This window comes from Streptomyces sp. PH9007 (genome assembly GCF_059813725.1).
Window position 1 is genome coordinate 2,429,136 of the sequence record NZ_CM187440.1, and the last position, 26,937, is coordinate 2,456,072.

Below are 26,937 nucleotides of genomic sequence, written 5' to 3' on the forward strand. Positions count from 1 at the left end.
CGTCCCGTCCCGTCGGCGTGCAACGCCTCGCGATGCCCTCGGCCGCTCCCCGGCAGCCGGGCCGCACCGCGCCGGTCGGCCTGACGCCCGCGGCCACCCCCGCGCCCGTGGCCATGCCGGTCGCCCACCGCGCCCAGCCGGCACCGCCCGCACCCACCCCGCAGGCCTCCACGCCCGCACCCGCGCCCGCGCCCAGGTCGGCGCGCACGGTCCAGCGGACGCCCAACGCCTCGTCGCCCGGCGGGGCCCCGTCCGTGCGGTGGCAGTCCGCCGCCGTACCCCCGTCCTCGGGCACCGAGAGGTCCGAGGACGCACACGCCTCCGAGGACCGGCGGGAGGCCACCGATCCGCTCGACCTCAGTGAGTTCCAGCTCGACCAGCTGAGCCGCAAGCTCATCAGCCGCATCACCCGCCTGCTGCGCACCGAACTCCGCCTCGACCGCGAGCGGATCGGACGACTGCGCGACAACCGCCACTGACGACGACCGCCACCGATCCGCTCGCACCGGCCCGACAGCCCGCTGCCCACCGCCCGTAGCCCACCGCCCGCAGAAAGGCCAGCCCCGATGTCCTCACGACTGGACCCGGCCAGCACTCCCTTCTTCCGCCTCAGCATCGACACGGGGTCCCTGGGCTACTTCAACACCTGCGACGGCCTGTCCGCGCAGGTGGAGACGGAGCAGCGGCCGGAGGGCGGCAACAACGGCTTCGTGTGGCAGTTCCCCACCCGGGTCACCTTCTCCAACATCCGCCTCACGCGCCCGGTCACCGAGGACAGCGTGAAGGTCGCCCAGTGGATCTCGTCCATCCAGACCGGCATGGTGCGCCCCACCGCCGCGATCACGGCGCTGCGCGCCGACCGGTCCGAGATCGTCACCTGGAGCCTGCTGGACGTGTTCCCGGTCCGCTGGGAGGCCCCCGGCTTCGACCCGGACGGATCGGCGGTGGCCCTGGAGACCCTGGAGCTGGCCCACCACGGCTTCGCGGACTGACCGGTCCCCGCACCCCGCACACACCGCCCGGCGCGGCGGCCGACCAACCGAAGGGACACCACCAGCCATGGCCACGGGACAGCGCGGCGGCGCGGGCAGCAGCCTCGTCCGCGCCACGCTCGCCATCCACCAGCCTCCCCGGGGCCGCAAGGTCATGCCGGGCGGGCTCATCCAGGAGTTCGCGTTCGAGTTCAACCCGGCCCAGTTGTCCGTCACCCGGGGCGCGCTGTGGAAGCAGACCCCGACGGTGGCCGTGCGCCGGGGGTCCAAGCCGGAGTTCATGGGGGCGGAGCCGCGCCAGATGACGCTGGAGATCTTCCTGGACACCTCCCACGAGCCGGGCAGCAACTCGGTGCTGAAGAAGGTGGACGACCTGATGAAGTGCTGCGAGGTGACGGACGAGAGCCTGGCCGCCAAGCAGCCGTCGCCGCCGTGGGTGATCTTCCAGTGGGGTTCGTTCTCCACCGCCCGGTTCGCCGCGTACGTCAGCTCGGTCGAGGCCTCGTACTCGCTCTTCGCGCCCTCCGGCACCCCGATTCGTGCCACCTGTCAGCTGCGGCTGCACGAGATCCCGGGCCGTACCCCCGGGCAGAACCCGACCTCCGGCGCCCTCACCGCGCGCCGCGTGCACCGGGTGGTGGCCGGCGATTCGCTGCAGTCCCTCGCCTACCGGGAGTACGGCAACGCGTCGGCCTGGCGGGCCATCGCCGAGGCCAACGGAATCGACGACCCCTCACATCTGAGGCCGGGATCGCAGTTGATGATGCCGGCCGCCGAGGAGGTGCGTTCCTGATGGCGGAGTCCTCGTTCTCCAGTGTGCTCAGCATCGCGATCGGCGGGAGCGAACTCACCTGGGACCTCGCGACCGATCTCGTCCAGGGCTGGGTGGATCAGGGGGTGGGCGTGCCGGCCGCGTTCCGGCTCGTCTTCCGGGACGAGACCCGGACGATCCTCGACGACCTCGGCGTGAAGTTCGGCACCTCCGTGGTGATCACGCCCGTGGCCGACGGGGAGGGCAGCACCGAACCACTCTTCACCGGTGAAGTGACCGGCATCGAGGCGGACTTCGACGGTTCGGGATCGTTCGCGATCATCCGTGGCTACGACAGCGGGTTCCGGCTGATGCGGCGCAGCCGGGTGAAGGCGTACCGGGGTGAGACGGCCTCGTCGATCGCGCAGAAGCTCGCCTCCGAGAACGGCGTGCCGATCGGCAAGATCGACTCCACACCCGGCGAGTACGAGTTCATCTCGCAATCCGGCGTCACGGACTGGGACTTCCTGGCGCGGCTCGCGGACGAGAACAAGCGGGTCATGTCGATCGACTCGGAGGGGAAGTTCCACTTCGTCGACCCCAAGCCGGCCTCGGGCGCCCCGTCGCCGTCGGGCGTCATCGACCCGAACCCGCTGGTGCTCCAGGGCGGCAGCGACGTGCTGCGGCTGCGGACGGCGGTGACGGCCGGCGATCAGGTGAGCCGGGTGGAGGCCCGGGGCTGGAACGTCACCACCAAGCAGGAGGTGGTGGAGCCGGTCCCGAACCCCTCGACGAAACGGTTCAGCATCGGCAACACCCCGGCGGACGCGGCCGGGGCGTTCCCCTCCGTGACGCTGGTGGACGCCGGCACCCCGTACGACGAACAGCCGCAGGTGGAGCGGGCGGCCAAGGCGCTGGCGGACGATGTGGCGTCCTCGTTCGCCGAGTTGGAGCTGTCGGTGCACGGCAACCCGGAGCTGCGGCCCGGCCTGCCGGTGTACCTGGACGACGTGGGCAAGCCGTTCGAGGGCCGCTACACCGTCACCTCGGTGCAGCACGTCTTCGGCGAGGAGCCGTACCGTACGCTGGCCACCGTCAGCGGCCGGCAGTGGCGTTCGCTGTACGGGGTGGCCTCCGGCGGCGGTGCGGGCGGCCAGGGGGGCGGCGTGCAGCTGCCCAGCGTGGTGATCGCGATCGTCACCGATGTGCGCGACCCGCTGAAGCAGGGGCGGGTGAAGCTCAAGTTCCCGTGGCTGGACGACACCTACATCAGCGACTGGTGCCGGGTGACGCAGTGGGGCGGCAAGGGTGGCGGCGGGATCTTCCCGCTCGATGTCAACGACGAGGTGCTGGTGGCGTTCGACCGCGGTGCGTTCGACCATCCGTACGTCGTGGGCGGGCTCTACAACGGGATCGACAAGCCGACGCCCGTCAAGGACGTGCCGCTGCACGACGGCCTGAAGAACGAGGCCGCCCGGCACACCCTGTCCGACCGCCGGGGCAACCGCGTCGATCTGCTCAGCCAGCGGCCGGGCAAGAACGGCGTGCGGATCGCGAGCGGCGACGACAAGCTCACCATCCACCTGGACCGCTCCAAGACGAAGATCATCGTGAACAGTGACGGCGCCGTCGAGATCAAGGGCGACGGGGCCGTGTCGGTGGAGGCGGGCAAGAACCTCACGCTGAAGGCCGGCCGCAAGCTCAGCCTCTCCAGCGGCGGGAACCTCGACATCAAGAGCCGGGGCAGCGTCAACGTGGAGGGTCTCGGGGTGGTCGGCGTCAAGTCGATGGGCCTGCTGAGCCTGGACGCGATGGGCCTCGTCAAGGTGAACGCGCAGGGCGCGGTCCTCATCAAGAGCATCGCCCCCTCGCTGTTCAACAAGCTGCCCTTCCCGCCGTGACCGACCCGGCCACGGCCGGCGCCCGGCCACCCGGGCCGCCACCGCCGTGGCCGCCGCCCCGTGTCACCACCCCCTCGCAACAGCGCCCGGAGAAAGGCAGGTACGCGGCCCATGGCCGAACAATTCGTCGGATCGGGATGGTCGTTCCCGCTGCGGATCTCCCCCACCGGGGGCATCGCCCTGGTCAGCGGGGAGCAGGAGGTCGAGGAGTCGATCCGGCTCGTGCTGGCCACCGCGCCCGGCGAGCGGCCGATGCGCCCCGAGTTCGGCTGCGCCATCCACGACATGGTGTTCGCCCCGGTCAACGAGCAGACCGCGGGCCGGATCCAGCACGAGGTGCACACCAGCCTGGACCGGTGGGAGCCACGGATCGACGTGCACGAGGTCGAGGTGACGGCCGGCACCGACCGCAGCGTGCTCTACATCGACATCCGGTACGCGGTCCGCGGCACCAACAACCCGCGCAACCTCGTCTTCCCCTTCTATGTCATTCCGTCCCACGACGAGCCGCACACCGCTTCAGGTCCGGCATCCGAAAGCGACCACTGATGGCCCTGCCCTCCCCCAATCTCGACGACCGCCGCTTCCAGCAGTTCGTCGACGACGCCAAGCGCTACATCCAGCAGCGCGCCCCCGAGTGGACCGACCACAACGTCTCCGACCCCGGGGTCACCCTGGTCGAGACGGTCGCCCACCTCGCCGACCAGATCGTCTACCGGCTCAACCGGGTCCCGGAGAAGAACCAGCTGGCGTTCCTGGACCTCATCGGCATCAGCCTGTTCCCGCCCACCGCCGCCCGCGCGGACGTCACCTTCTGGCTCTCCGCGCCGCAGGAGGAGACCGTGACGGTGCCGGTCGGCGCCGAGGTCGCCACCTCCCGCACCGAACACGAGGACGCGGTGGTCTTCGCCACCGAACGCAGCCTGGCCATCGTCCCCTGCGAGCTGCGGCACCTGGCCGTGCAGCACCGGGGCGAGGCGGTCACCGACCGCACCACCGACCTGGCCGAGGGCAAGGGCCCGATGTGCTTCAACGAGGCGCCGTCGCCCGGTGACTGCATGCTCATCGGGCTGTCCGCCGCCGTGCCGAACTGCGCGGTCGGCATCGAACTGGACAGCCGGGTGGACGGTGTCGGTGTCGATCCGCGGCAGCCCCCGCTGGTGTGGGAGGCGTGGACCGAGGACGGCTGGGCGGAGTGCGAGGTCGGGGAGGACGGCACCGGCGGGCTCAACCGGCCGGGCCACGTGGTGCTCCACGTCCCGGGCGGGCACGTGCGCTCCCGCAGCGGCGGCAAGACGGCCGGCTGGCTGCGCTGCCGCGTCACCGAGCCGCGATCCGACCAGCCGTTCTATACGACGTCGCCGACAGTGCGTTCGGCGGAGGCGTTCACGCTGGGCGGCACCACGCCGGCCGTGCACGCCGACACGGTGTACGACGAGGCGCTGGGCGAATCCACCGGGCTGCCCGGTCAGCGGCTGCGCGTCGCGCACCCGCCGGTGGTCGGCGATGACCCGCCGGTGCTGCTCCAGACCGCCGAGGGCGAGGGGTGGGCCGACTGGGACGTGGTGCCCAACTTCGCGTCCTCGCTGCCCCGCGACCGGCACGTCACGCTGGACGCGACGACCGGCGAGATCGCGTTCGGCCCCAGCGTGCGCGAACCGGACGGCTCCCTGCGGCAGTACGGCATGGTCGCCCCCAAGGGCGCCGTCATCCGGGCCCGCCGCTACCGCACCGGTGGCGGGCGGTCCGGCAATGTGGCGCGCGGCGCCGTCCGGGTGCTGCGCACCTCCGTCCCCTACATCTCGGAGATCATCAACCGGGAGGCCGCGCTCGGCGGGGTGGACGGCGAGACGGTCGAGGAGGCGAAGCTGCGGGCGCCGATCTCGCTGCGCGCCCAGGAGCGGGCGGTGACCCTGCGCGACTACGAGGAGCTGGCGCGGCGGGCGGCGCCCGACACGGCGCGCATCACCTGCCTGGAGGGCGAGGAGTCCGAGCACGGGGCGTACGCGGTACGGGTGCTGGTGGTGCCGCAGGCGGTGGTGGACCGGGGCGGCCGGCTGCGGTTCGAGCAACTGGTGCCGGGTGACGCGCTGCTGAGCCGGGTGGCCCGCTACCTCGACGAACGCCGCCCGATCGGCACCCGGTTGGCGGTCGGCCCGCCCTACTACCAGGGGCTCACGGTGGTGGCGACAGTGCACGCGTACCGCGGGACCGACATCGACCAGGTACGGCAGCGCGCCCACGACGCGCTGTTCGAACACCTCGACCCGATCACGGGCGGCGCCGACGGCACCGGGTGGCCCTTCGGGCGGCCCGTCCAGGCGGGCGAGATCTTCGCGGTGCTGCAGCGCGTCCCGGGGGTGGAACTCGTCGACCAGGTGAGCCTGCACCCGGCCGATCCGCTGTCCGGCAAGCGCGGCGACGCCACCGACCGCGTCAATCTGGGGCCGGGGGCGCTGCCGTTCTCCTTCGACCACCGCGTCCGGGTGATCGGGGACAGCGCGTGAGGGGCTCGGTCGACGGGCTCGGCTCGTCCTCACCGATCGGTACGATGCTGCCCGCGGTGTTCGCCGACGACGATCTGGCGCAGCGCTTCGTGGGCGGGCTCGACGACGTGCTCGCCCCGATCCTGAACACACTCGACTGCCTGGACGCGTACTTCACCCCCTCGCTCGCGCCCGAGGACTTCACCCGCTGGCTGGGCACCTGGGTCGGGGCGGAGACCGACGGCACGGAGCGGGAGGAGCGGCTGCGGGCGACGGTCGGGGCCGCCGCGTACCTGCACCGGATCCGCGGCACCCGGCGCGGCCTGGCCGAGGCGGTGCGGCTGACGTTCGGGGCCGAGCCGGAGATCACCGAGAGCGGCGGCACCGAGTGGAGCGCCCGCCCCTACGGTCCGGTGCCCGGCGAGCGGCGCCCGCGCCTGCACGTCCACCTGCGGTTGCCCCACCCCACCCCTGCGGACGAGCACCGGCTGGACACTCTGGTGGCCGCCGCGCGCCCCGCCCACATGCCGTACACGGTCCAGGTGACGGCCGCTGAAAGGACCTTGGAGAGATGAGTACCCTCAACTGCGCCGACTGCGGCACCCGCGCCGAGCCCGGCCAGTCGTTCTGCGAAGCGTGCGGGGCCGTACTGAGCTGGCGGGAGGAGCGCGACACCGGCGCGCGGGCGGCGGAGGCCGCCGGCGGTGCCGCGATGCTGGGTACGGAGGACACCACCAGCCGGGTGGCGCGCGGCGGTACGGCGACGGTGTCCCGGCTGGGCAAGGGCGGGGATGAGGCGGAGGACCCGGATCTGACGCCGACCCCGGCGACCGGCACGGATGTCTCCGCGGCCGTGGAAGCGCCGGCGCCCGCGCGGGAATCGGCGGAGGAATCAGCGGAGGAGTCGGCCCGCCGCGCGCGTGAACTCCTGGTGCCGGTGGCCGATCCCGCCGCCCCGGCCGAGGTTCCGGCGGCGGTCGCCCCCACCCTGCCGGGGCGGCCCGCCGCCGCGCGGCAGCAGGTACGCGGCCCGGGGCGGGAGACGGACGCCGAGGGCGGCGTCCCGTGCCGCTGGTGCGGCATCCACAACCGCCCCGACCGGCACTACTGCGCGCGCTGCGCCATGCCCATGGTGACCGAGCAGCGGGACGACGAGCGGCTGCCCTGGTGGCGGCGGCTGCTGGACCCGAACAATCGCGAGACGCCGTGGGCCGGTGACCGGCCGCGGCTGAACCGCAGCTTCGGCCACATCATGAAGTGGGTGGCCGCCGGGCTGGTGGCGGTGCTGGCGATCTTCCTGATCGTCCGCATACCCGACGGCATCCAGGCGACCCGGGACCACTTCGCCAAGCGCGCGCCCGTCTACCCCGACAGCGTCGACGCGTCCCGCTCGTTCCAGGAGCACGGCCCGGAACTGGCCTTCGACACCCGCAGCAACACGTGGTGGGGCCCGGGGGTCTCGCATGCGGGTGAGGGCGAGTGGATCGAGGCGCGCTTCACGAACCCGACCGACCTGCTGGACATGGTCATCACCCCCGGCGTCTCCGCCCGTGCCGCCGACCTCAACGAGTCGGCGCTGCCGCGTGTGCTGGAGGTGACGGTCACCCGGGCGAACGGCTCGGAGGCGACCCACGAGGTCACCCTCGACCAGGGCGCGGGCGGCCAGTTGCGCAAGCTGCGGGCCAAGGAGGTCGTGCAGATCCGCTTCACCCTCGTGTCGGCCCACGGCATGTCGGACGAGAAGCAGGTCGCCATCGCCGAGATCGAGTTCTTCGGCCGCTCGGCGGACGGCCTGTTCTGACCGGGCGTGAGCCCCTGACCGTCGCGGTGACGGTCAGGGGCTCACGGCTTTCCGGGCCGGACCGGTCAGTTGGGGCAGCCGCTGGCGTTGTGCCGGCACAGTGATCCGATGAGGTAGTTGCCGGCGAGGTTGCCCCGAGCGCCACTGAGGGTGCTGCCGATCCGGTTCTTGAAGTTCTTGTCCAGGTAGTAGTGGTAGCGGTAGGACGTCCGGTTCCAGACGGACTTGGCGGCCGTCCCGCTCTTCATCCAGGTGCACTCGGGCCGGGTGTCGGGGTTGAGCGCGGCGCACCACTGACACTTGCCGCCCCCGCCCCCGGTGGCGGAGAAGAAGCAGATGTACCCGTCCTCGCAATCCTCGTAGGCGAGTGCCTCGGTGTCCTCGAACCCGACGGCCTCTCCCGGGGCGAGTGCGAAGCCGGCCTCGGCGGCGGCCGACGCCTCCTGCTGAACGGCCACGTCCGCCTCCGTCGCGGCACCGGCCGGACCCACCCCCGAGCCCAGCAGACCGCCCAGCGCCGGCGCGGTCGCCGCCGCCGTCATGGTGAACCTCTTCCGCCGCTTCATGCCGTCCCCTCCTGTCATGCGCACGGCTGTACACACCCCTACGCTGCCCGCCGCGCCGGCCGGCCGGAGGTCCTTTCACTTCTGCGTGAAAACTGACTGACGCGGCCACCCGCGTGGCAGGGCCGCACCCGGGCCGACCCCGACCGCCGAGCGACCCCGACCGCGTCTCCGCCGGCCGCGGGGATGTGAGTTCGCTGTGTGCCCCGCCCCTGGGGAGCGACACCGCTCCGGACCGAACGCCCCGGCCTGGGCGTCTTCGGCCTCCCGGCGGCCACCGCTCCCATGCGGCACACAGAATTCCCCAGGTGCTCCCAGAGACCGCGGGCAGTCTCGGTCCCGGACGCACCGCGGCGGTGTGCCATCCGAACACCGCACCTGGAGGATTCAGTGATCGACGTTCATGGACTGACCAAACGCTACGGCGAGGTGACGGCCGTCGACGGCCTGAACTTCACGGTCCGTCCCGGGGAAGTCACCGGCTTCCTGGGACCGAACGGCGCCGGCAAGTCGACCACCATGCGCATGATCCTGGGCCTGGACGCACCCACCTCAGGAACCGCCACCGTCGGCGGCCGGCCGGTTGCCGCCCAGCCGGTGCCGCTGAGGGCCGTGGGCGCGCTGCTCGACGCCGGCGCGCTGCTGCCCAGCCGCAGTGCCTACCACCACCTGCTGGCGCTCGCGGCAAGCAACGGACTGCCGCACCACCGTGTCGACACGGTCCTGGAGGACGTGGGGCTCTCGGGCGTGGCCCGGCGGGCAGCCGGCACGTACTCGCTCGGGATGAAGCAGCGGCTCGGCATCGCCGCGGCCCTTCTCGGGGACCCTCCGATCCTCGTGCTCGACGAGCCGCTCAACGGGCTCGACCCCGAGGGCATCGTCTGGATCCGCACGCTCATGCGGCGCATGGCCGCCGAAGGGCGGGCCGTGATGGTGTCCAGCCACCTGATGGGCGAGATCGAGCTCACGGTCGACCATCTGGTGGTCATCGGCCGGGGGCGGCTGATCGCCGACTCCGGCATGGCCGAGTTCATCGACGCGCACTCCGGCCGGGAGGTGGTCGTGCGCAGCCCGCAGGCGGAGGCGTTCGGCCGCCGGCTCACCGCGGCGGGCGCCGCCGTGCGGACCGACAGCCGGGATCGCCTGTGCGTGACCGGCCTCGACTCCGCCGGGATCGGCTCGCTGGCCGCGTCCGCAGGCGTCGAACTCCATGAGCTGACGGTCCGGCAGACCCCTCTCGAAGAAGTCTTCATGGAACTCACCCGGGACAGCGTCGAGTACTCCGCCGACAAGGAAGTGGCCCGATGAACAGCACCACCCTGCTCCGCGCGCCGCGTCCCTCCCGGCGGAGGGTGCGGAACCGGCCGCCGTCGCCGGCCCGCCGACCTGCGGGCCGGGCCGCGTTCCGGCACTCCCTGCACGCCGAGTGGATCAAGATCCGCTCCATGCGTTCGACGCTGTACGTCATCCTCGGCACCCTCGCTCTCGGCGCGGCGCTCGCGACGCTCAACGGCTCGTCCGCCGGGGGCGAGTACGCCACCATGACGGCCGCGGACCAGCTCGCCTTCGACCCGCTGGCTCTCAGCCTGAAGGGCTACCTGGTCGCGCAGATCACCATCGCGCTCCTGGGCGGCCTGATCATCACCGCGGAGTACGGCAGCCGCACGGTCGTCAGCACACTGAGCGCCGTCCCGAACCGGAACCGGGTCCTCGCGGCCAAGGCCGTTGTCCTGGCCGCGATCGCCTTCCTCACCGGGCTGTTGACCACCTTCACCGGGTTCCTGGCCGGCCAGGCGGCGCTCAGGGGCGCTGACGCGCCGCATCTGCTGCTCTCGGACCCCGGCGCGGCGCGGGCCATCCTCGGCGGCGCTCTCTTCCTCACGCTCGCCGGGCTCCTCGGGCTCGCCGCGGGCACCCTGATCCGCAGCACCACAGCCACCGTGACCACGCTGTTCGCCGCGTTGCTGATCATGCCGGCGTTCGGGCCCGCGCTGCCGGGCCGCCTCGCGGACTGGGCCGCCAAGTACTGGCCCCCCACGGCGGGCGGGCAGATCATGACCGGCTACCGCGATCCGGCGCTGCTGGATCCGTGGCCCGGTCTCGGCGTACTGGCCGGGTGCGTCACGGTCCTGCTGACCGCTGCGTTCCTCACCTTCCGCACACGGGACGCATAGGAAGATCGGAAGGAGCCGATCAGGAGGGTACGGCCATGACAGAACACCTCTTGGTGGTGGAGGACGACACCACGCTGCGTGAACTGCTCTCCGCGAGCCTGCGGCTGGTCGGCTTCACCGTGACACCGGTCATGACCGGAACCGAGGCGCTGGCCGCCGTGCCACAGGTGCGGCCCGATCTGATCGTGCTCGACGTGATGCTGCCGGACGTCGACGGCTTCGAAGTCGTACGGCGACTGCGCCGGGAGGGCTCGCCGCCGACCGCTCCACCGGTGCTGTTCCTCACCGCACTCGACGCGGCCGAGGACCGCGTCAGCGGGCTGACGGCCGGCGGGGACGACTATGTCACCAAGCCCTTCAACCTGGAGGAGCTGATCCTCCGCATCCGGGCCATCCTGCGCCGCACCAGCGGCCAGCAGCCGGACGGGCTCCTGGTCGTCGGTGACCTCACGCTCAACCCCGAGAGCCGGCAGGTGACACGCGGAGGGCGCACGGTCCCGCTCTCGCCCACCGAGTTCAACCTGTTGCGCGTGCTGATGGAGCACGTCGGGCAGGTCCTGTCGAAGGATCAGCTCCTCGACCTGGTGTGGCACTACGACTTCGGCGGGGACGACAGCATCGTGGCCTCCTATGTCAGCTACGTGCGCCGCAAGATGGACACGGAGGAGCCCAAACTGATCCACACGGTGCGCGGCACCGGCTACGTGCTCCGCCGGCCGCCGCGGTGACCACGGGGGGCACCCGCCGAAGCCGGGGACTCTCCCTGCGCGCCCGGCTGCTGGCCATCACCCTGCTGTTGCTGGTCGCCGCGCTGCTCGGCAGCAACGGTCTGCTCCTCGGCCAGCTCCACCGCGATCTCGTCGAGCAGATGGACGAACGGATCAGGGGCGTCGCCGCGGTGACCACCCGCCTGCCCGAGCTGCCGGACCTGGTCGGTGAAGACGCGCCGGAGGTGCACCACCTCGTGGAGCAGGAGTGGATCCGGGACGTCCACATCGTCTACGTCGGCCCCGGCGGCCATGTCGAACGTGTCCTGCGGGCCGCCACGGGACCGCTGCCGTCGCTGCCCCGCCTCGACGAGGCGGCGGTCGACGAGCGTGACGGAGCCCCCTTCACGGTCGCATCCCCGGACGGTGGTGACCGGTGGCGCGTCGTGGCCGTGCCGGTCACGGCGAGCGGGGCCGGCCCGGCCACGGGCAGCGTGGTGGTGGCCGGATCGCTCAGCGCCGCCGACGCGTCCATGCGGCACCTCACCGGCCGGGTGCTGCTCATCGACGCGGCGGTCCTGGCCCTGCTGGGCCTCGCCGGATGGTTCGCGGTGCGGGCCGGGCTGGGCCCGCTTCGCCGGATCGAGTCCACCGCCGCCGCCATCGCTTCCGGAGACCTCTCCAGCCGGGTCCCGGAGCTGGCCGCCCCCCGCACCGAACTCGGCCGGCTGTCCACGGCGCTCAACGGCATGCTCGACCGGATCGAGGCAGGCGACGCCGCCCGCGCCGACGCCGAGCAGCGCATGCGCCGTTTCATCGCCGACGTCAGCCACGAACTGCGTACACCGCTCGCCGGCATCAAGGGCTTCACCGAGCTGTACCGGATGGGCGGCATGCCCGAGCGGGACGACGTCGACGCCTCGATGAGGCGCATCGAGCGCGAAGCGGCACGGCTGGTCGACCTGGTGGAGGAGCTGCTGCTCCTGGCCCGCCTCGACGAGGACGGCGCCGCCGCACAGACCCTGCAGCTCACTCCCATGGATCTGCGCACGCTGGCGGTCGACGCGCTGCACGACCTCCATGCCCTCGACCCGCGGCGTACCGTCACCCTCACCGGACTCGGCGGCGGGCCACCCTCCCCGGCACCCGTCCTCGGCGACGAGGCCAGACTCCGTCAGGTCACGACCAACCTCATCGGCAACGCCGTCGCCCACACCCCGTCCAGCGCTCCGGTCCGCATCGGCGTCGGTACCGAGGACAGCCTCGCGGTCCTCGAATTCCAGGACGAGGGGCCCGGCATGACCCGGGAACAGGCCGAGCGGGCCTTCGACCGCTTCTACCGCGGGGATGTGGCCCGTGCCCGTGCCCGTGGAGGGGCCGGCGCGGGCCTGGGGCTGGCCATCGTCGACTCGCTCGTACGCGCCCACGAGGGCCGCGTCGAGATCCACACGGCTCCCGGCGCCGGTGCGACCTTCCGCGTCCTGTTGCCGCCGCAGCGCTGAAGCGCCCTGCTCGTCTCGTGCGGTTACCGCGAGCGAGCGGCCGGCACGGCTTCCAGGCGTGATCGCTCGCGGAGCGGTGGCGGACGTACCCCGTTGTGTGCGGGTCCCTTGCCAGTAACCGGTGCTCCTCAGACCGCTGCCCACGTAGTGGCGATCTGGTTGACCAGGGCGAGGACGTCGGCCGGGTCCCGGGCGGGGCTGAGTTCCCCGGCCTGCTGAGCCTGGCGGAGCTGGCCGAGCCTGCGGGTGCGGGCCGCCGGCTCCTGAGCCGACGGCCCGCACCTGCGGGCGGAGGTCATGCCTTCGTGAGGACGAAGAACAGGAAGCACGCGAACCTGCCCGACTCCCGCTGCTCGAAGATCTCGGGAAACCGTTCGCGGGCGCCGGGCCCCGGGGCCGGTTCACTCAGGACGTCGATCCGGAAGCCGGCTGCGGTGAACGCGTCGGTGATCGCGTGCAGCGGCCGGTCCCAGAAGGTCATCAGGTGCTTGGTGCCGCCGAGTTCCCACCACTGGGAGGTGGGGCGGATCGCGAAGTAGTCGGTTCCGGGCGGTGCCGTCATGTGCTGGACGAAGGGGTGGTGGATGGACCCGATGAGGCGGCCGCCGGGCTTCAGCACGCGCCGCAGTTCCGCCAGGGCCGTCGTCCAGTCCTCCAGGTAGTGCAGGACCAGGGAGGCGACGACGTCGTCGAACTCGGCGTCGGTGAAGGGCAGCGGGCCGCCCAGTTCGGCGCGTTCCAGCACCACGCCGTCGCCGAGCCGCCGCCGGGCCAGCGCCAGCATCCCGGCGCTGGAGTCGAAGCCGGCGACGACGGCGCCCCGCTCGCGCAGGTCTGCGGCCACGGGGCCGGCGCCGCAGCCGGCGTCGAGGATGCGGCGGCCCGCCACGTCGCCGGCCAGGTCCACGATCGCGGGGCGCGCGTAGTAGGCGTTGAGCAGGCTGGTCTCGTTCCCGGCCGCGTACGCCTCGGCGAAACTGTCGTAGTCGTTCACCCTCTCCCCGGGCCCCGGAGGCGCCTCGACGGGACTGACCCAGGACGCCGTCTGCCGGTTCGATGGGACATCCGCGTGTTCTGCGGGGCTTTCGGGAGCGGCGGTCCCGCCGGTGGTTCCGGGGCGGTTCGACATGGTTGACCTCGTTCGTTCGGGCCACGGTGGGCGTGGCGGGAGATCCGCGGATCCCCGGGCTGCGAAGGGCACAGCGAAACCCTGAACGAGTGATTGGGTTTTGTCAATCACTCGTGTCCGGCCCTTCCCCGGGCTGCCCGCTCTTCAGTACGCTGCTGGTCATGACCGAACGCCGGCCGGCTACCGACGCGGAGGCGAAGGCACTCGCCTCCGCCCTCCGCCTGCGCATCATGCGCATCTGCGTACGGAAGCCACACACGAACAAGGAGATCGCGGCGATCCTCGGCCGAGACCCGGCCAGCGTGCTGCACCACACCAGAACGCTGGTCCGTACCGGATTCCTGGAGGCGCAGGAAGAACGGCGCGGCGCGCGCGGCGCACGGGAGATCCCGTATCTGACGACGCACAAGAGCTGGCACCTCGAAGGACCCGCGCTGGACCGGCCGATGATCGACGCGTTCCTGGAGGAACTCGCCCTCGTCCCCGAGGCCCAGGCCGAGGGCACCAGGATGGCGCTGCGCCTGCCACCGCCACAGATGGAGGAGTTCCGCACCCGGCTCAAGGATCTGCTGGACGAGTTCGCCGCCCGCCCGGACGACCCGGCCGCGCCCGCCTGGTCGCTCTTCATGGTGGTGCACTCCGACCCGAACCGGCCCTGACGACGGCGTACGGCGGCAACCCCCGCCCAGGCCCGGCGCAACGAGCCGACGGGCAAGCGTCCAAGGCCAGTCGCCGCTGTGCCCGCGCCCCGCACCGAGCGCCGATCCGGATCGGGTACGCCCGCACGTCCACCGCCCGCCAGGAACCGGCGAGCCCGCCCGAAGCCTCCACCGGGCGGAATGCCACGGCCCCTGGTTCACGTCTCCTGTGGTGCCCGGCCGGGACCGGCGCGCAGGTGCGCACGTGTCCCCTGCGGACCGAACAGGACGAGGAGTTCGACCGCGCCGCCGTCCGCGCTGCCCAGCCAGTGGGGCAGTGCCGTGTCGAATTCGGCCGCCTCGCCGGATGACAGGACCAGGTCGCGCTCACCGACCAGCAGCCGCAGCCGCCCGTTGAGCACGTACAGCCATTCGGACCCCTCGTGGGTCTGCGGCGTCGGCACCAGCGGTTCCGGGCTCGCCGGGATGATCATCTTGAAGGCCTGGGTGCCACCCGGCCGGCGGGACAGCGGCACGAACACCATGCCGAACCGCCGGATCGGCTTCAGGTGGATGCGGGGATCGCCGGTGCGCGGGGCGCCGACGAGGTCATCCAGGGGGACGTCGTAGGTGCGGGCCAGCGGGAGCAGCAGTTCCAGGGTCACCCGGCGGCGCCCGCTCTCCAGCCGGGACAGGGTGCTCTCCGAGACCCCGGTCACTTCCGCGAGTGCGGCCAGGGTGATGCCGCGTTCGCGGCGCAGCGCCCGCAGCCGGGGCCCCACGGAGCCGAGCGCGTCCTCCGGTTCACCGTTCATCACGCCATCTTGCAGGAACTGCAAGATGGCGTGCCAATTCACGACGGGCCGGGCAAGAGTGGGCCGCGTTCCCCGCAACGGCAAGAGACGAAGAAGGAGCGCTCGATGAGCACCACTGATCCGGTCGCGTTCTGGAACGGCCTGTACGCGGGCCGCCCGGCACCCGCCGATCCGCAGCCGAACGCCACGCTCACCGAGACGGTCAGCGGTCTGCCGCCCGGCACCGCGCTGGACCTGGGGTGCGGCGAGGGCGGTGACGCGCTCTGGCTCGCCCGTCAGGGGTGGCGGGTCACCGCCGTCGACGTGTCGGCCGTGGCGGTCGGGCGCCTTGCCGGCCTCGCCGCCTCGCACGGACTGGCCGGGCGCATCGCGGCCGAGCGGCACGACCTGCGCGAGACCTTCCCCGGCGGCACGTTCGACCTCGTCTGCGCCCACTACCTGCACACCCCCTTCGACCTGGACAAAGCGGCCGTGCTGCGTACGGCCGCGCACGCCCTGCGCCCGGGCGGGCGGCTGCTGGTCGTCGACCACGGCTCGGCCGCTCCCTGGTCATGGGAGCAGGACGCCCGCTTCCCGTCCCCGCGGGAGGTCGCCGCCGGCATCGCCCTGGACGCGGGGACATGGGCGGTCGAGCGTGCCGCCGCGCCCCGCCGGACCGCCACCGGCCCCGAAGGGCAGACGGCCGAGGTCACCGACCACGTACTGGTCATCCGCCGCGCCGGCTGAACCTGCCCGGCCCACCGAGAGAAGGCACGATGCCCGCCGCCCACCGCCGCGACACCCCGCCGCCCCGCACCGGAAGCAGTGAGACCGAGGTCCTGCGCGGATTCCTCGGCTACCTGCGTGACTCGATCGCCGCGAAGGTCGAGGGCGCTCCCGAACCGCAGGTCCGCACGTACAGAACGCCCTCGGGCACGAATCTGCTCGGCCTGCTCCACCACCTCACCGCCGTCGAGCGGGCCACGTTCCTCGGCGAGGAGGTCGCCGACTGGCAGGCGACCTTCGACGCCCCCGCCGCGGACAGCGTGGCCGATGTCGTCGCCCGCTACCGGGAGACCGTCGCGCGCGCCGACGCCGTCCTCGACGCGTGCACCGGCCTCGGCGCGCCCGTACCCCGCGCGCGGACGCGCGGACCCGCTCCCAGCATCCGCTGGGCACTCGTCCACATGATCGAGGAGACCGGCCGCCACGCCGGGCACGCGGACATCCTGCGCGAGCTGACCGACGGCACCACCGGACGCTGACCCACGACCGCACCAGAATCACAGGACACATGACCCCCGCAGAACGACGCTTCAGCCGCCGCCCGTCCCGCCTCACACGCACCCTGGCCGCCACCGCGCTCGCCTTCGCGCTGACGACCGGTGCCACCGCCTGCGCCACGCAGGACGCCGGCGTCCCCGCCCACGCCGCCGCCACCCACGACGACCCGGAGTTCACCGGCACCTTCCAGCACGAGTTCGCCGACGTCGAGGACGTCCGCATGCACTACGTCAAGGGCGGGAGCGGCCCGCCGGTAGTACTGCTGCACGGCTGGCCGCAGACCTGGTACAGCTGGTGGGAGATCATGCCGGAACTCGCCGAGCACCACACCGTCTACGCCGTCGACCTCCCCGGCCTGGGCGACAGCACCGGCTCGCCGACCGGTTACGACAAGGCCACCCTGGCACGGTACGTGCACACACTGATCGCCGAGCAGCTCGGCGTGCGTGACGCCCGGGTCGTCGGACACGACCTCGGCGCCGCGGTCGCCTTCCAATACGCCGCCCAGTTCCCCCAGGACACCGAACTCCTCGGCTACCTCGACCTGCCGCTGCCCGGGCCCGCGCTGGACGGCGCCGCGTACCGCTCACTGAGCTGGCACATCGCCTTCCACTCCCAGCCCCGCGTCCCCGAGGCCGTCGTCGGGGACAACGTCCGCGACTACCTGGAACTGTTCTACCCCCAGGTCGCCTACGAGGGATCATCGTTCGGCGGCACCGCGCAACAATCCCCGTTCAGCGACGAGGAGATCGACGAATACGCGCGCACCTACAGCCGGCCCGAAGTCCTGTCGGGCGGCTTCGAGCTCTACCGCAGCCTCGACCAGGACGCCGCCGACACCGAAGCGGCCGCACCGGTGGAGACCCCGGCCCTGCTCATGACGGCACAGGGGCAGCTCGAGGGCGTGCGCTCCACCGTGGCGGGGCACATGACCAACATCGTGCGGGCCGTGGACGTGCCCCGGGCCGGCCACTGGCTGGTCGAGGAGAACCCTGGATTCGTCACGGAGGAGTTGCTGCGCTTCCTCGGCGGCACCCGGTCGTAATGCCGCCGGCCCAAGCGCCGCACCACCGGGCTCTCCGGGCAACTCAGCGCGGGCATCGCCCGGCGTGCCGGCCACAGCGTCGAGGTGCTGCTCCGGGTCTACGCCCGCGTCATCCACGACACCGACGACGACGCCAACCGCCGCATCAGCGACTGGTTCCAGCAGGGGGGACAGGCCCGCTCGGCACCCCGTCTCCCGTCCACGCATAGTCCACACGCAGCGGACAAGAAGTGGATTCCAGCGGGACAGAACGGGAAATAGAGCCTATTTGGCCGATCCCGTCTGAGTGCTCCAACAAGTAAGCCCCCGACCGCGTTTCCGCTGGTCGGGGGCCACTCTCACCCAGTGTGGCGGCGCCAGGATTCGAACCTGGGAAGGCTGAGCCGGCAGATTTACAGTCTGCCGCCGAAATGCCCCTGACCAGGCAGTTCTTGGGCCCTGGCGCCTCCCACCCCACACCCACCCCACAGGCACCGGAATGCCCATCTCCACCACGCTCTGGCACACCTGGCTGACCGACCCAACCGTCCTGGCCCGCTTCGAGAAGAAGCGCTACCGCCCCTCCCCCACGGCCTGCTGGCACTGGCTCGGCGCGATCTCCTCAACCGGCCACGGCAGCTTCCGCGCCGGTACCCTCCCCGGCCCCACCCGCCGAGGCACCATCCCCGCCCACCTCTTCGCCTACCACCTCCACCACGGCCCACCCACCACCACCGACCTCGTCCTCTGCCACCAATGCGACGAAGCCGGCTGCGTCAACCCCACCCACCTCCGCCCCGGCACCAAAGCCCAAAACCGAACCGAATGGTCAATCCGCCGCCACAACCCCCACAGCCCCCTCGCCGACACCCGAGGCCCCGCAGCAAGATCCCGAGCCATCGCCAAGGCAATCCGCGCCGCCCGCACAGCTGGCGAACCCGCAGACACTATCGGCATGCTTATCGGGACGGTGCAGGCTGACGGCCGCCCACTTGTCCTGTGGTGAATGGCCAGGACACTTCGGATGTGGCCCTTGGACAAAAAGTCCACTGTGCAACGACCAGACATGAGCTCGTCTCGTGAAGCTCGTGCCGCCCGATCTCTGTACTCGCACGGAGATCAGGCGGTAGCGGCACCCGTATCTGTTGGGCAGGGCGACCAACCTCCGTTCGCGCGGAGAGCGCCACCCTGTAGGGAATCCGGATGGTTACTGGCCCGACCCACCTCCGCTCACGCGGAGAGCACTGCCACCAGACCCAGGCCGGGTGCTGGCCCGGCGACCCACCTCCGCTCGCGCGGAGAGCACCCAGCTCCATAGAGGCGGGCTATATCCGGCTCCGACCCACCTCCGCTCGCGCGGAGAGCACCGGGCCACGACGGACGGGCTCCGGATCTTCAGCGACCCACCTCCGCTCGCGCGGAGAGCACACGACCGGTACGGGGGTGCGGCGGATCAGGTGGGACCCACCTCCGCTCGCGCGGAGAGCACCCACCCGGCGACCTGGTCGCCGCACAGGGCGGCGACCCACCTCCGCTCGCGCGGAGAGCACCCACATCTGTCCCGGGGGGGCCAACGTTGTTCGACCCACCTCCGCTCGCGCGGAGAGCACGTAGTCGGGGGCCTCGAAGTAGTGCATGGTCACGACCCACCTCCGCTCGCGCGGAGAGCACGCGAACTCGTCGCCGGTGGCGCCGCTGACCGCCGACCCACCTCCGCTCGCGCGGAGAGCACCTCACCCACACCCTCGCCGCGGCCCGGTCGCTCGACCCACCTCCGCTCGCGCGGAGAGCACTCCTACCTGCTCCAGCACACCGACGGCCGCACCGACCCACCTCCGCTCGCGCGGAGAGCACCCGGCCCCTCGTCGTCCTGCGACACGGCGAACGACCCACCTCCGCTCGCGCGGAGAGCACATGATGGCGCACGAGACGAACGCCGCAGTCATCGACCCACCTCCGCTCGCGCGGAGAGCACCACCACTCCGGCTACCGCCTGCTGCTGCTCTCCGACCCACCTCCGCTCGCGCGGAGAGCACCCACATCTGTCCCGGGGGGGGCCAACGTTGTTCGACCCACCTCCGCTCGCGCGGAGAGCACCGGACGGCGTGGCAGTGGTCGATGTAGCCGGTCGACCCACCTCCGCTCGCGCGGAGAGCACTCCGTCTCCACCACCGTCAGCGCACACCAACGCGACCCACCTCTGCTCGCGCGGAGAGCACGGTCTCCTCCTGGGGCTCCTGGCTCCAGTCCTCGACCCACCTCCGCTCGCGCGGAGAGCACCGTGTAGACCGGCTCGTGCCCGGCGAGGTCCGCGACCCACCTCCGCTCGCGCGGAGAGCACACATCCCCTGACCCTGCCGAACTCCCGCTCCGCGACCCACCTCCGCTCGCGCGGAGAGCACGACACCGCCCCCGGGTTGCCCCCCGGGGGCATCGACCCACCTCCGCTCGCGCGGAGAGCACTGGTGAGCTACCGGATGATGCAGTGGGCGCAGCGACCCACCTCCGCTCGCGCGGAGAGCACTCGGCGGTGTTGTCACGGACGTTTTCGACAGCCGACCCACCTCCGCTCGCGCGGAGAGCACTCGTTCTGCGTGCCCTCGGACCGCAGCGCCGTCGACCCACCTCCGCTCGCGCGGAGAGCACCGCGGGTTGTAGGCGTCGGCGTCGGAGACGTCCGACCCACCTCCGCTCGCGCGGAGAGCACACCAGTTGCTGGCCCTGGCATCCGCGGCACCGCGACCCACCTCCGCTCGCGCGGAGAGCACCGTAGTCCTCGTCCACCGGGCAACCCCACGAACGACCCACCTCCGCTCGCGCGGAGAGCACTTCGGCCACGGCTCCATCGACACCGCCCACGTCGACCCACCTCCGCTCGCGCGGAGAGCACGGCGTCGAGGTCCAGCTCACCCTGCCCGCCGGCGACCCACCTCCGCTCGCGCGGAGAGCACGCGCGAGTGACGCCGGGGAACAGGGTGCTGCACGACCCACCTCCGCTCGCGCGGAGAGCACAGCACGGCCGCGCGGAAGCGCCGCCGATGCGTCGACCCACCTCCGCTCGCGCGGAGAGCACACCCCGGACCGCAAGGCCAACGTCCTCGCCGTCGACCCACCTCCGCTCGCGCGGAGAGCACGAGAAGTGCTACGCCTGCCCTCGCATCAGGCGCGACCCACCTCCGCTCGCGCGGAGAGCACCGCGCTATTGCGGAGGGGCGAGACCTGCACAGCGACCCACCTCCGCTCGCGCGGAGAGCACCACGCCGCCACGCACGTCACGGTCTGCGGCGCCGACCCACCTCCGCTCGCGCGGAGAGCACCACGCCGCCACGCACGTCACGGTCTGCGGCGCCGACCCACCTCCGCTCGCGCGGAGAGCACGCGGCCAAGGTGGCAAAGGGGCAAGCGAGGAAGGACCCACCTCCGCTCGCGCGGAGAGCACCATGTCTTCCCGGCCTTCGCCGGTGAACTGGGCGACCCACCTCCGCTCGCGCGGAGAGCACCTCTCCCTTCGGGAACGACGTAGTACAGAGCGCGACCCACCTCCGCTCGCGCGGAGAGCACGTCGTCAGGGTGGGGATGACCTGGGGATATATCGACCCACCTCCGCTCGCGCGGAGAGCACGAGTTCATCGACCCGAGGCAGGGCGACATCACCGACCCACCTCCGCTCGCGCGGAGAGCACTCCCGGCGCCCCTTGCCTGCTTTGGACCGGGATGACCCACCTCCGCTCGCGCGGAGAGCACTGGGCCAAGGCGATCGAGTCCCACGCTGCGAACGACCCACCTCCGCTCGCGCGGAGAGCACGTGCGGCTCCCACGCCGGTACGGGTCGATCTGCGACCCACCTCCGCTCGCGCGGAGAGCACGCACGCTCGGATATCGCGTACCGCCTGGCGCGCGACCCACCTCCGCTCGCGCGGAGAGCACCGCCCCGGCGAACTCGTCATGGTCCATGTACCCGACCCACCTCCGCTCGCGCGGAGAGCACGAGGTCACCTTCTCGCTGCACGACTGCGAGGACGACCCACCTCCGCTCGCGCGGAGAGCACAGCCGGGCCAGGTGGTGAGGTCGCCCCACCGTCGACCCACCTCCGCTCGCGCGGAGAGCACGACCTCGCTCCCGATGGCGGTTGCCAGCTCGGTGACCCACCTCCGCTCGCGCGGAGAGCACCTCTCCGGGCTGTTCCTGCTGGTCAACCTGGTCGACCCACCTCCGCTCGCGCGGAGAGCACGAGCCGTGAACGTCGACGAGTTCCTGGATCGCCGACCCACCTCCGCTCGCGCGGAGAGCACATGCCGAAGCAGGCGGCATTGTCCGAGTGCTGCGACCCACCTCCGCTCGCGCGGAGAGCACGACGGCGTTGCGGGTGAGCTGATCCGCTCGTACGACCCACCTCCGCTCGCGCGGAGAGCACGTCCCACACCTCGCCCGTGACGCGTTTGATGGTGACCCACCTCCGCTCGCGCGGAGAGCACCGCAGACGGGCGCCGGTAGAAGTGGGGGTACGCGACCCACCTCCGCTCGCGCGGAGAGCACTGGCCGTTTCCAAGCGCCTCCGCTACGAGATCCGACCCACCTCCGCTCGCGCGGAGAGCACCCGCCCTTGAGCAACCTGTAGACCTGCGGGGCCGACCCACCTCCGCTCGCGCGGAGAGCACCGAGAACTGGGAGGCGTTCGTCGATGAGCTGTCGACCCACCTCCGCTCGCGCGGAGAGCACCCAGGACGAAGGGCTGATCCCGCCCGGACAGTCGACCCACCTCCGCTCGCGCGGAGAGCACATCGCCGACCTCACGCCCGAGCAGAGGCTCACCGACCCACCTCCGCTCGCGCGGAGAGCACGTGCTCAACTCATTTTTTTCGGCAGTTTATTGCGACCCACCTCCGCTCGCGCGGAGAGCACTGCTGCGCCACCGCGACGGCTTCGAGATCAGGCGACCCACCTCCGCTCGCGCGGAGAGCACCGGCTCCTGGGCGATGCGCTCGGACAGGTCTACTGACCCACCTCCGCTCGCGCGGAGAGCACGCTGTCCCCTGCCGCAGGATCCGCGACAACTCCGACCCACCTCCGCTCGCGCGGAGAGCACCCTTTTTGACCTGGGCTTCTAGGAGGGCTTTGCCGTTTCTTGACCTTTCTGGAAGGCGATGAGGGTGAGGCCGTCGAAGTCCATGGGATTGCGGCGTCGGGTTCCTGCTGTGCGGAGGGTGAAGCCCTGTTCGTTGTTCTCCGGATGGATGAGGACAGCGTGGCCGTCGCCGATGGTGGCGGTGACGGCTGCCCAGAGTTCGTCGCGCACGCGGGCGGAGACTGTGCCGGCATACAGCTCCGGTGTGACTTCGAGGAGCCAGCGGGCCAGCGCCCCGCGAAGGTGATCGGGGACGGCTGTGGCAGAGATGACGATCATGGACGACATGTGTCACGACCTCTAATCTGAGCGGTCATGTTGCCGTTCCGTGGTTTACGCCCCCTGGGACGATTCCCGTGACGGGGTCCCACAGGTCGACGAGCTCTTCCTCGGGGTCTGGCGTTTCGTAAGCGTTCTCCGGGTCGAGGAGTTGCTGGAGGTCGGTCACGATGCGCGGCAGCAGTTTGAAGAGGCGCAGGCCGTTGCGGAAGGAGCGGCGTGCTTCGGCTTCAGGGTTGGTCGAGTCGTGCAGGGAAAAGGCCAACGGGATGGTGAGTTCGGCCTTGTAAAGGTCACCCAGGTCATAGACGAGGGACTGCTGGTTCCCGCTGTGGATGTAGCCGAGGGCCGGCGAGCAGCCAAGGGCGAGGATGGCCGCGTGGACGATGCCGTAGAGGCAGCTGTTGGCTGAGGAGAGAGCGAGGTTGACGGGGTCCTGGCTGTCCCAGGAGTCGGGGTCGTAGGAGCGACGGAATCGGCCGATCTTGTACTGGCGGGCCAGCAACTGGTAATGGGCCTTGACCCGGGCACCTTCCATGCCGCGCAGTTGGTTGTATGTTGCGCCCTCGGTGACGGATCCCGGGCCGAAACGGAGTTCGTACATCCGGCGTGCGACGGCCAGACGCTTCTCGTCGTCAGCCCATGCCCGGACCTGTCGTTCGAGCCAGAGCGTGGTGAGGGAGCCGGGCGTGGTTGCGGCGTAGCACCGTACGCCGCCGGAGCCCGTGATCAGCACGGTGGTTCCGTGCCGGGCGAAGGTGGCCAGTGCGCGGGAGGTGATGGAGGTTCCGGGCCCGAGGAGGACGCAGCTGAGGGCGGCGGTGGGGATGTAGACGCTCTCTGCGCCCCGTTCTTGTGTGGTGATCTCCGCGCGGACGCCGGTGTCGTCCTGGTGGATGCGGACGACGTCGAGGTAGAGGAAGGACAGTGAGTCCGCCATGCGGGGCAGCATGGCGAGGGTGGGCGCGGCGAGTCTGCGGCGGGCTTCGGTGGGGGTGTGCCGGCGTGGTTCGGGTGTGGTGGTGCGCTTCATCCGGCGGCCTTGGCGGGGGCGATGCTCAGGAGTCCGCATCCGTAGGGTTTGCCGCGGCCGATGCCGTGGGTGATCTTGGTGCGGAGCAGGTTGGGGTCGGTGATGGTGGCGGTGCCTTCGAACTGGGTACGGGCGTGCCGGATGACCTGTTCTGCGGCCGGCCCGTGCGTACCTCGTCGGCCGTGAACGGTGTCGAGCGGCACGGCGTTGAGGGTCAGGGGTTTCAGTCCAGCAGCCTCGGCCTGACGGTTCCACCAGTCGTCCGCCGCGTCGCCGGTGAGGGGGACGACGGCGGGCAGGTTGTAGAGGGCGCGGGTGGTGGCGCCGGGCTTGCGGATCGGGTTGGCGACGCAGCGGTAGCGAACCGGGAGTCCGGCGCGCACGGCGTTCAGCAAGGGCTCCAGGGAGCGGGTGATGGCCGTTCCGTACTCCTCGGGGAGGCGGCTGAGGTCGGGCTCGTGCGTGCTCTGGAGCAGTAGGTGGGTGCCGGCGGGGGTGTTCTCCGTGCGGAAGAGCACTCCGTAGTGGGCTCGGGCGTCCTCACCGGCGTGGTCGGGGAAGAGAGACATGAGGCGGCGGTGCAGCCGGATGCCGCCATCCTTGCGGTGGACTTCGCGCTGGGCGTCGACGAAGTGCGGGTTGGGGACGATGCGTGTCAGCCAGAGGGTCACGTGAGGCTCCCTTCCGGGCCGTCGAGGTGGTCGCGGAGGTAGTCCGCGAGGCGGGTGAGCTGCTGGGTGCCCATTCCTGCGTACTGCGTTTCGGGCAGCAGCAGGGTCCGCCGGTACAAGTCGCGCTCTCGGTAGGCGCGCTGCCGTGCGTGGAAGGTCAGGGGGTCGTCCTTCACCTTGCCGGACGGATGGGAGGCATCGTGGCTGTCGGGTGTGGTCAGCTCGTCCGGGACGGGGAGGCGGTCCAGGGGCTGGTCGGAGAGGAACTCGACTCCCACGCGTGACTGTGACTTCGGGGGATTGGCAGCCAATGGAAGGGAGATGAGGTGCCGGAGAGGGTCGCCGGTCAGGCCCAGGAGTACGGGGCCTTCCGGCGGACAAGAGCGGCGTCCGAGGTAGAGCGGCCATTGTGGGGAGCACAGCGCGCGGGCACAGCGGGACAGGGTCTCGGTGTCCTGGGTGTTGTCCGTGCCGGTGATGGCGACGGTGAAGGCGGCGTCGGCCAGGTAGTCACGGCGGGTGACCAGGGTTCCTGTGCCGCCGCTGCGCTTCTTGCCCTCGGCCGTGGTGACCGTACCGCTGGGCGGCAGGCCACCGCCGACGGTGTGGAAGTCCGTCAGGACGACGCCGGGCCGGTCTGCGCGCACGGTCAGGGAGAGGCGGACGAGATCGTCCAGTGGTTCTCCTCGGCGGCGTCCCAGCGCGGCGGCCAGCAGCCCGATGACTCCGGACCGGGTGGGAAAGCGTGCGGTGTCACGGTCGTTGTAGTGGCTGTGCTCGCCCCAGGACTGAAGAGGGCCGGAAAGGCGCAGCAGCAGCCCGGGGCCTGTCGTTGTCTTCCGCGTGTTGTCGGTGGTCACGCGGTGGCCCCGGTGGTGTCCTGGTTCAGGGCCGTGTTCACGGCGGCGGCGATGAGATCGTCGAATGCGTTGTGCTTCGTGCCCAGGCCTTCCAGCTCTGTGTGTTCCGGGCTGGCCCAGCCGCTGGTGAGGATCCGTCCCGTTCCGAGGAGGGTGTTCGCCTTCAGCGCGTAGTCATCGAGGTGTTTGACGGAGGGGGCTTCGAAGCCGCCACCGCGCGCGGAACGAACGGGCTTCTCGAACGCGGCGGCGAAGGACAGCGGGCGGTCGGAGCGGACGGCCAGGTGGACGAGGCCCGGGATGGTGTGGGCCGCGGTGGAGTTCTTCTTGGCCTGGGGCAGCGATTCGATGAAGGACCCGAGGAACGCGGTCACCAATTCACGGGCGGCCCGTTCGTCGTCGCCGATGTTCGCGGCGAGGTCGCGCAGATCGACCGTGGCGAAGCGGTAGAAGGTGCCGGCGCTGAATTCGGCGTGCCCCATGTGGCCGCTTCCGGTGCTGTCGTCCCAGGCGGCGGTGACGTCGTCGACGGCGGAGAAGTAGTCGAGTTCGACGTCCGTTTCGTGGGTGGTGAGCGCGTGCGCGACCTGGAGGGCGCCGTCGACGCCGGCGTCGTCGACCTCGGCGAGCATCCGGCCGAACAGGTTGATGACACCGTTGCGGGAACGCAGGATCGCCTCGATGCGGTCCTTGGGCAGGACGCTCTTGTCTGCCGGCTTCTTGATGTCCTTGGCCGCTTCCAGGGCATCGCGGTGCTCGGCGGCGAGGTCGGCCAGATCGCTGACGGCCGCTTCGGGCACGTAGACCATGGCGTTGGTGAGGACCTTGTTGGGAACGGTCTGCTTCGGGTTCTCGCGGTCCTTGGCGAGTTCGAACTTGATGCTGCTGCCTGCAGCCGCGTGGGCGCCCGCCCGCTGGGCGAGATCGGTGGGCCAGCCCCGGCTCTCCAGCTCCCGGGTGACCCGTTCGCCGATCCGGCGAGTGCGCACGGCTTCCTGCCCGATGCGCTCCTGGAACAGTTCACGGGCCGCCCTCTTCCAGGACTGGCTGCTCACACGCGTACGCAGAACATTGCCATACTGCACGCTTTTCACACTATTGAGATCATCACGGTTCAAATTGGCGAACGGAACCGACTGGAGAAGGTGGATATCGATGAAGCGGGCAGGCTGAATCACTGTGCTCTCCCTGGAGACGCGGATGGGGTTGTACGGAGCTGGTG

At 71.3% G+C, this 26,937-nt stretch carries 26 protein-coding genes, 1 tRNA gene and 1 CRISPR repeat array; of the genes, 17 read left to right on the plus strand and 10 right to left on the minus strand.

Going from position 1 to position 26,937, the window contains the following annotated elements; all coding sequences use genetic code 11:
• Nucleotides 1–17 precede the first annotated feature (17 nt).
• The 8 genes from ACTFAP_RS11045 (at nt 18) to ACTFAP_RS11080 (ending at nt 7,931) form a co-directional block, all read left to right on the plus strand.
• A complete protein-coding gene (locus ACTFAP_RS11045) occupies nt 18–479 on the plus strand; it encodes an extensin (protein WP_500468928.1) in 462 nt (153 codons plus the stop codon).
• 87 nt (nt 480–566) lie between these two features.
• Nucleotides 567–992, plus strand: a complete 426-nt coding sequence (locus tag ACTFAP_RS11050) for a phage tail protein (RefSeq protein ID WP_390124170.1) — start codon at nt 567–569, stop codon at nt 990–992.
• Between the two features lie 67 nt (nt 993–1,059).
• On the plus strand, nt 1,060–1,785 hold the full coding sequence (locus ACTFAP_RS11055) for a CIS tube protein (RefSeq protein WP_390124172.1): 726 nt from the start codon (nt 1,060–1,062) through the stop codon (nt 1,783–1,785).
• Complete coding sequence (locus ACTFAP_RS11060; protein ID WP_500468929.1) at nt 1,785–3,644, plus strand: VgrG-related protein; 1,860 nt, start codon at nt 1,785–1,787, stop codon at nt 3,642–3,644. Before ACTFAP_RS11055 ends, ACTFAP_RS11060 begins: the two co-directional genes overlap by 1 nt.
• A 111-nt stretch (nt 3,645–3,755) precedes the next feature.
• Nucleotides 3,756–4,193, plus strand: a complete 438-nt coding sequence (locus ACTFAP_RS11065; RefSeq protein WP_390124176.1) for a GPW/gp25 family protein — start codon at nt 3,756–3,758, stop codon at nt 4,191–4,193.
• A complete protein-coding gene (locus ACTFAP_RS11070; protein ID WP_400012839.1) occupies nt 4,193–6,151 on the plus strand; it encodes a putative baseplate assembly protein in 1,959 nt (652 codons plus the stop codon). The genes ACTFAP_RS11065 and ACTFAP_RS11070 overlap by 1 nt, the downstream gene beginning before the upstream one ends.
• Nucleotides 6,148–6,705, plus strand: coding sequence for a phage tail protein (locus ACTFAP_RS11075; RefSeq protein WP_453856904.1), 558 nt, complete (start codon nt 6,148–6,150; stop codon nt 6,703–6,705). Before ACTFAP_RS11070 ends, ACTFAP_RS11075 begins: the two co-directional genes overlap by 4 nt.
• Nucleotides 6,702–7,931 (plus strand): NADase-type glycan-binding domain-containing protein, encoded by a 1,230-nt coding sequence (locus ACTFAP_RS11080; protein ID WP_500468930.1) that lies wholly within the window; start codon nt 6,702–6,704, stop codon nt 7,929–7,931. Before ACTFAP_RS11075 ends, ACTFAP_RS11080 begins: the two co-directional genes overlap by 4 nt.
• Nucleotides 7,932–7,996: 65 nt before the next feature.
• Here the strand turns inward: ACTFAP_RS11080 and ACTFAP_RS11085 are convergent, their stop codons facing one another.
• Entirely contained in the window at nt 7,997–8,497 is a 501-nt protein-coding gene (locus ACTFAP_RS11085) for a peptidase inhibitor family I36 protein (protein ID WP_495684408.1), read from the minus strand.
• Nucleotides 8,498–8,884: 387 nt separating this feature from the next.
• On the opposite strand from ACTFAP_RS11085, the gene ACTFAP_RS11090 reads away from it, so the two are divergent.
• From ACTFAP_RS11090 to ACTFAP_RS11105, 4 genes are read left to right on the plus strand one after another with little or no spacing between them, the layout of a single operon-like run.
• Nucleotides 8,885–9,802, plus strand: a complete 918-nt coding sequence (locus tag ACTFAP_RS11090) for an ABC transporter ATP-binding protein (protein WP_500468931.1) — start codon at nt 8,885–8,887, stop codon at nt 9,800–9,802.
• On the plus strand, nt 9,799–10,668 hold the full coding sequence (locus tag ACTFAP_RS11095; protein WP_500468932.1) for an ABC transporter permease: 870 nt from the start codon (nt 9,799–9,801) through the stop codon (nt 10,666–10,668). The genes ACTFAP_RS11090 and ACTFAP_RS11095 overlap by 4 nt, the downstream gene beginning before the upstream one ends.
• A 35-nt stretch (nt 10,669–10,703) precedes the next feature.
• Nucleotides 10,704–11,396, plus strand: coding sequence for a response regulator (locus ACTFAP_RS11100; RefSeq protein WP_495684411.1), 693 nt, complete (start codon nt 10,704–10,706; stop codon nt 11,394–11,396).
• Nucleotides 11,393–12,877 carry a sensor histidine kinase gene (locus ACTFAP_RS11105; protein ID WP_500468933.1) on the plus strand — a complete coding sequence of 495 codons (1,485 nt, stop codon included), beginning with the start codon at nt 11,393–11,395 and terminating at the stop codon, nt 12,875–12,877. The genes ACTFAP_RS11100 and ACTFAP_RS11105 overlap by 4 nt, the downstream gene beginning before the upstream one ends.
• A gap of 128 nt (nt 12,878–13,005) precedes the next feature.
• On the opposite strand, the gene ACTFAP_RS11110 is transcribed toward ACTFAP_RS11105, so the two are convergent.
• A complete protein-coding gene (locus tag ACTFAP_RS11110) occupies nt 13,006–13,176 on the minus strand; it encodes a hypothetical protein (RefSeq protein WP_500468934.1) in 171 nt (56 codons plus the stop codon).
• Nucleotides 13,173–13,871, minus strand: a complete 699-nt coding sequence (locus tag ACTFAP_RS11115; protein ID WP_495684414.1) for a methyltransferase domain-containing protein — start codon at nt 13,869–13,871, stop codon at nt 13,173–13,175. The genes ACTFAP_RS11110 and ACTFAP_RS11115 overlap by 4 nt, the downstream gene beginning before the upstream one ends.
• A 296-nt stretch (nt 13,872–14,167) precedes the next feature.
• On the opposite strand from ACTFAP_RS11115, the gene ACTFAP_RS11120 reads away from it, so the two are divergent.
• Nucleotides 14,168–14,665 carry a helix-turn-helix domain-containing protein gene (locus ACTFAP_RS11120; RefSeq protein ID WP_495684415.1) on the plus strand — a complete coding sequence of 166 codons (498 nt, stop codon included), beginning with the start codon at nt 14,168–14,170 and terminating at the stop codon, nt 14,663–14,665.
• A 197-nt stretch (nt 14,666–14,862) separates the two neighbouring features.
• Here the strand turns inward: ACTFAP_RS11120 and ACTFAP_RS11125 are convergent, their stop codons facing one another.
• Nucleotides 14,863–15,459, minus strand: a complete 597-nt coding sequence (locus ACTFAP_RS11125) for a helix-turn-helix domain-containing protein (RefSeq protein ID WP_500468935.1) — start codon at nt 15,457–15,459, stop codon at nt 14,863–14,865.
• 105 nt (nt 15,460–15,564) lie between these two features.
• On the opposite strand from ACTFAP_RS11125, the gene ACTFAP_RS11130 reads away from it, so the two are divergent.
• From ACTFAP_RS11130 to ACTFAP_RS11140, 3 genes are read left to right on the plus strand one after another with little or no spacing between them, the layout of a single operon-like run.
• Nucleotides 15,565–16,185 carry an SAM-dependent methyltransferase gene (locus tag ACTFAP_RS11130; RefSeq protein WP_500468936.1) on the plus strand — a complete coding sequence of 207 codons (621 nt, stop codon included), beginning with the start codon at nt 15,565–15,567 and terminating at the stop codon, nt 16,183–16,185.
• A gap of 29 nt (nt 16,186–16,214) precedes the next feature.
• The gene (locus ACTFAP_RS11135) at nt 16,215–16,703 is read left to right on the plus strand and encodes a DinB family protein (RefSeq protein ID WP_500468937.1); all 489 of its coding nucleotides are present in this window, start codon (nt 16,215–16,217) and stop codon (nt 16,701–16,703) included.
• Between the two features lie 29 nt (nt 16,704–16,732).
• A complete protein-coding gene (locus ACTFAP_RS11140; RefSeq protein ID WP_500468938.1) occupies nt 16,733–17,767 on the plus strand; it encodes an alpha/beta fold hydrolase in 1,035 nt (344 codons plus the stop codon).
• Nucleotides 17,768–18,115: 348 nt separating this feature from the next.
• On the opposite strand, the gene ACTFAP_RS11145 is transcribed toward ACTFAP_RS11140, so the two are convergent.
• Nucleotides 18,116–18,216, minus strand: a tRNA-Tyr gene (locus ACTFAP_RS11145).
• Between the two features lie 29 nt (nt 18,217–18,245).
• Between ACTFAP_RS11145 and ACTFAP_RS11150 the strand changes: the two genes are divergently transcribed.
• Nucleotides 18,246–18,752, plus strand: coding sequence for a hypothetical protein (locus ACTFAP_RS11150; protein WP_500468939.1), 507 nt, complete (start codon nt 18,246–18,248; stop codon nt 18,750–18,752).
• 149 nt (nt 18,753–18,901) lie between these two features.
• A CRISPR array of direct repeats spans nt 18,902–22,833; the repeat unit is 29 nt; unit sequence CGACCCACCTCCGCTCGCGCGGAGAGCAC.
• 18 nt (nt 22,834–22,851) lie between these two features.
• Here the strand turns inward: ACTFAP_RS11150 and cas2e are convergent.
• From cas2e to cas7e, 5 genes are read right to left on the minus strand one after another with little or no spacing between them, the layout of a single operon-like run.
• Nucleotides 22,852–23,160, minus strand: coding sequence for a type I-E CRISPR-associated endoribonuclease Cas2e (gene cas2e / locus ACTFAP_RS11155; RefSeq protein WP_500468940.1), 309 nt, complete (start codon nt 23,158–23,160; stop codon nt 22,852–22,854).
• Between the two features lie 25 nt (nt 23,161–23,185).
• A complete protein-coding gene (gene cas1e / locus ACTFAP_RS11160; protein ID WP_500468941.1) occupies nt 23,186–24,184 on the minus strand; it encodes a type I-E CRISPR-associated endonuclease Cas1e in 999 nt (332 codons plus the stop codon).
• Nucleotides 24,181–24,855, minus strand: coding sequence for a type I-E CRISPR-associated protein Cas6/Cse3/CasE (cas6e, locus tag ACTFAP_RS11165; protein WP_500468942.1), 675 nt, complete (start codon nt 24,853–24,855; stop codon nt 24,181–24,183). The genes cas1e and cas6e overlap by 4 nt, the downstream gene beginning before the upstream one ends.
• Nucleotides 24,852–25,715: a type I-E CRISPR-associated protein Cas5/CasD gene (gene cas5e / locus ACTFAP_RS11170; protein ID WP_500468943.1), complete on the minus strand. Its 864-nt coding sequence runs from the start codon at nt 25,713–25,715 to the stop codon at nt 24,852–24,854. Before cas5e ends, cas6e begins: the two co-directional genes overlap by 4 nt.
• Complete coding sequence (cas7e, locus tag ACTFAP_RS11175) at nt 25,712–26,893, minus strand: type I-E CRISPR-associated protein Cas7/Cse4/CasC (RefSeq protein WP_500468944.1); 1,182 nt, start codon at nt 26,891–26,893, stop codon at nt 25,712–25,714. Before cas7e ends, cas5e begins: the two co-directional genes overlap by 4 nt.
• Between the last annotated feature and the right edge of the window lie 44 nt (nt 26,894–26,937).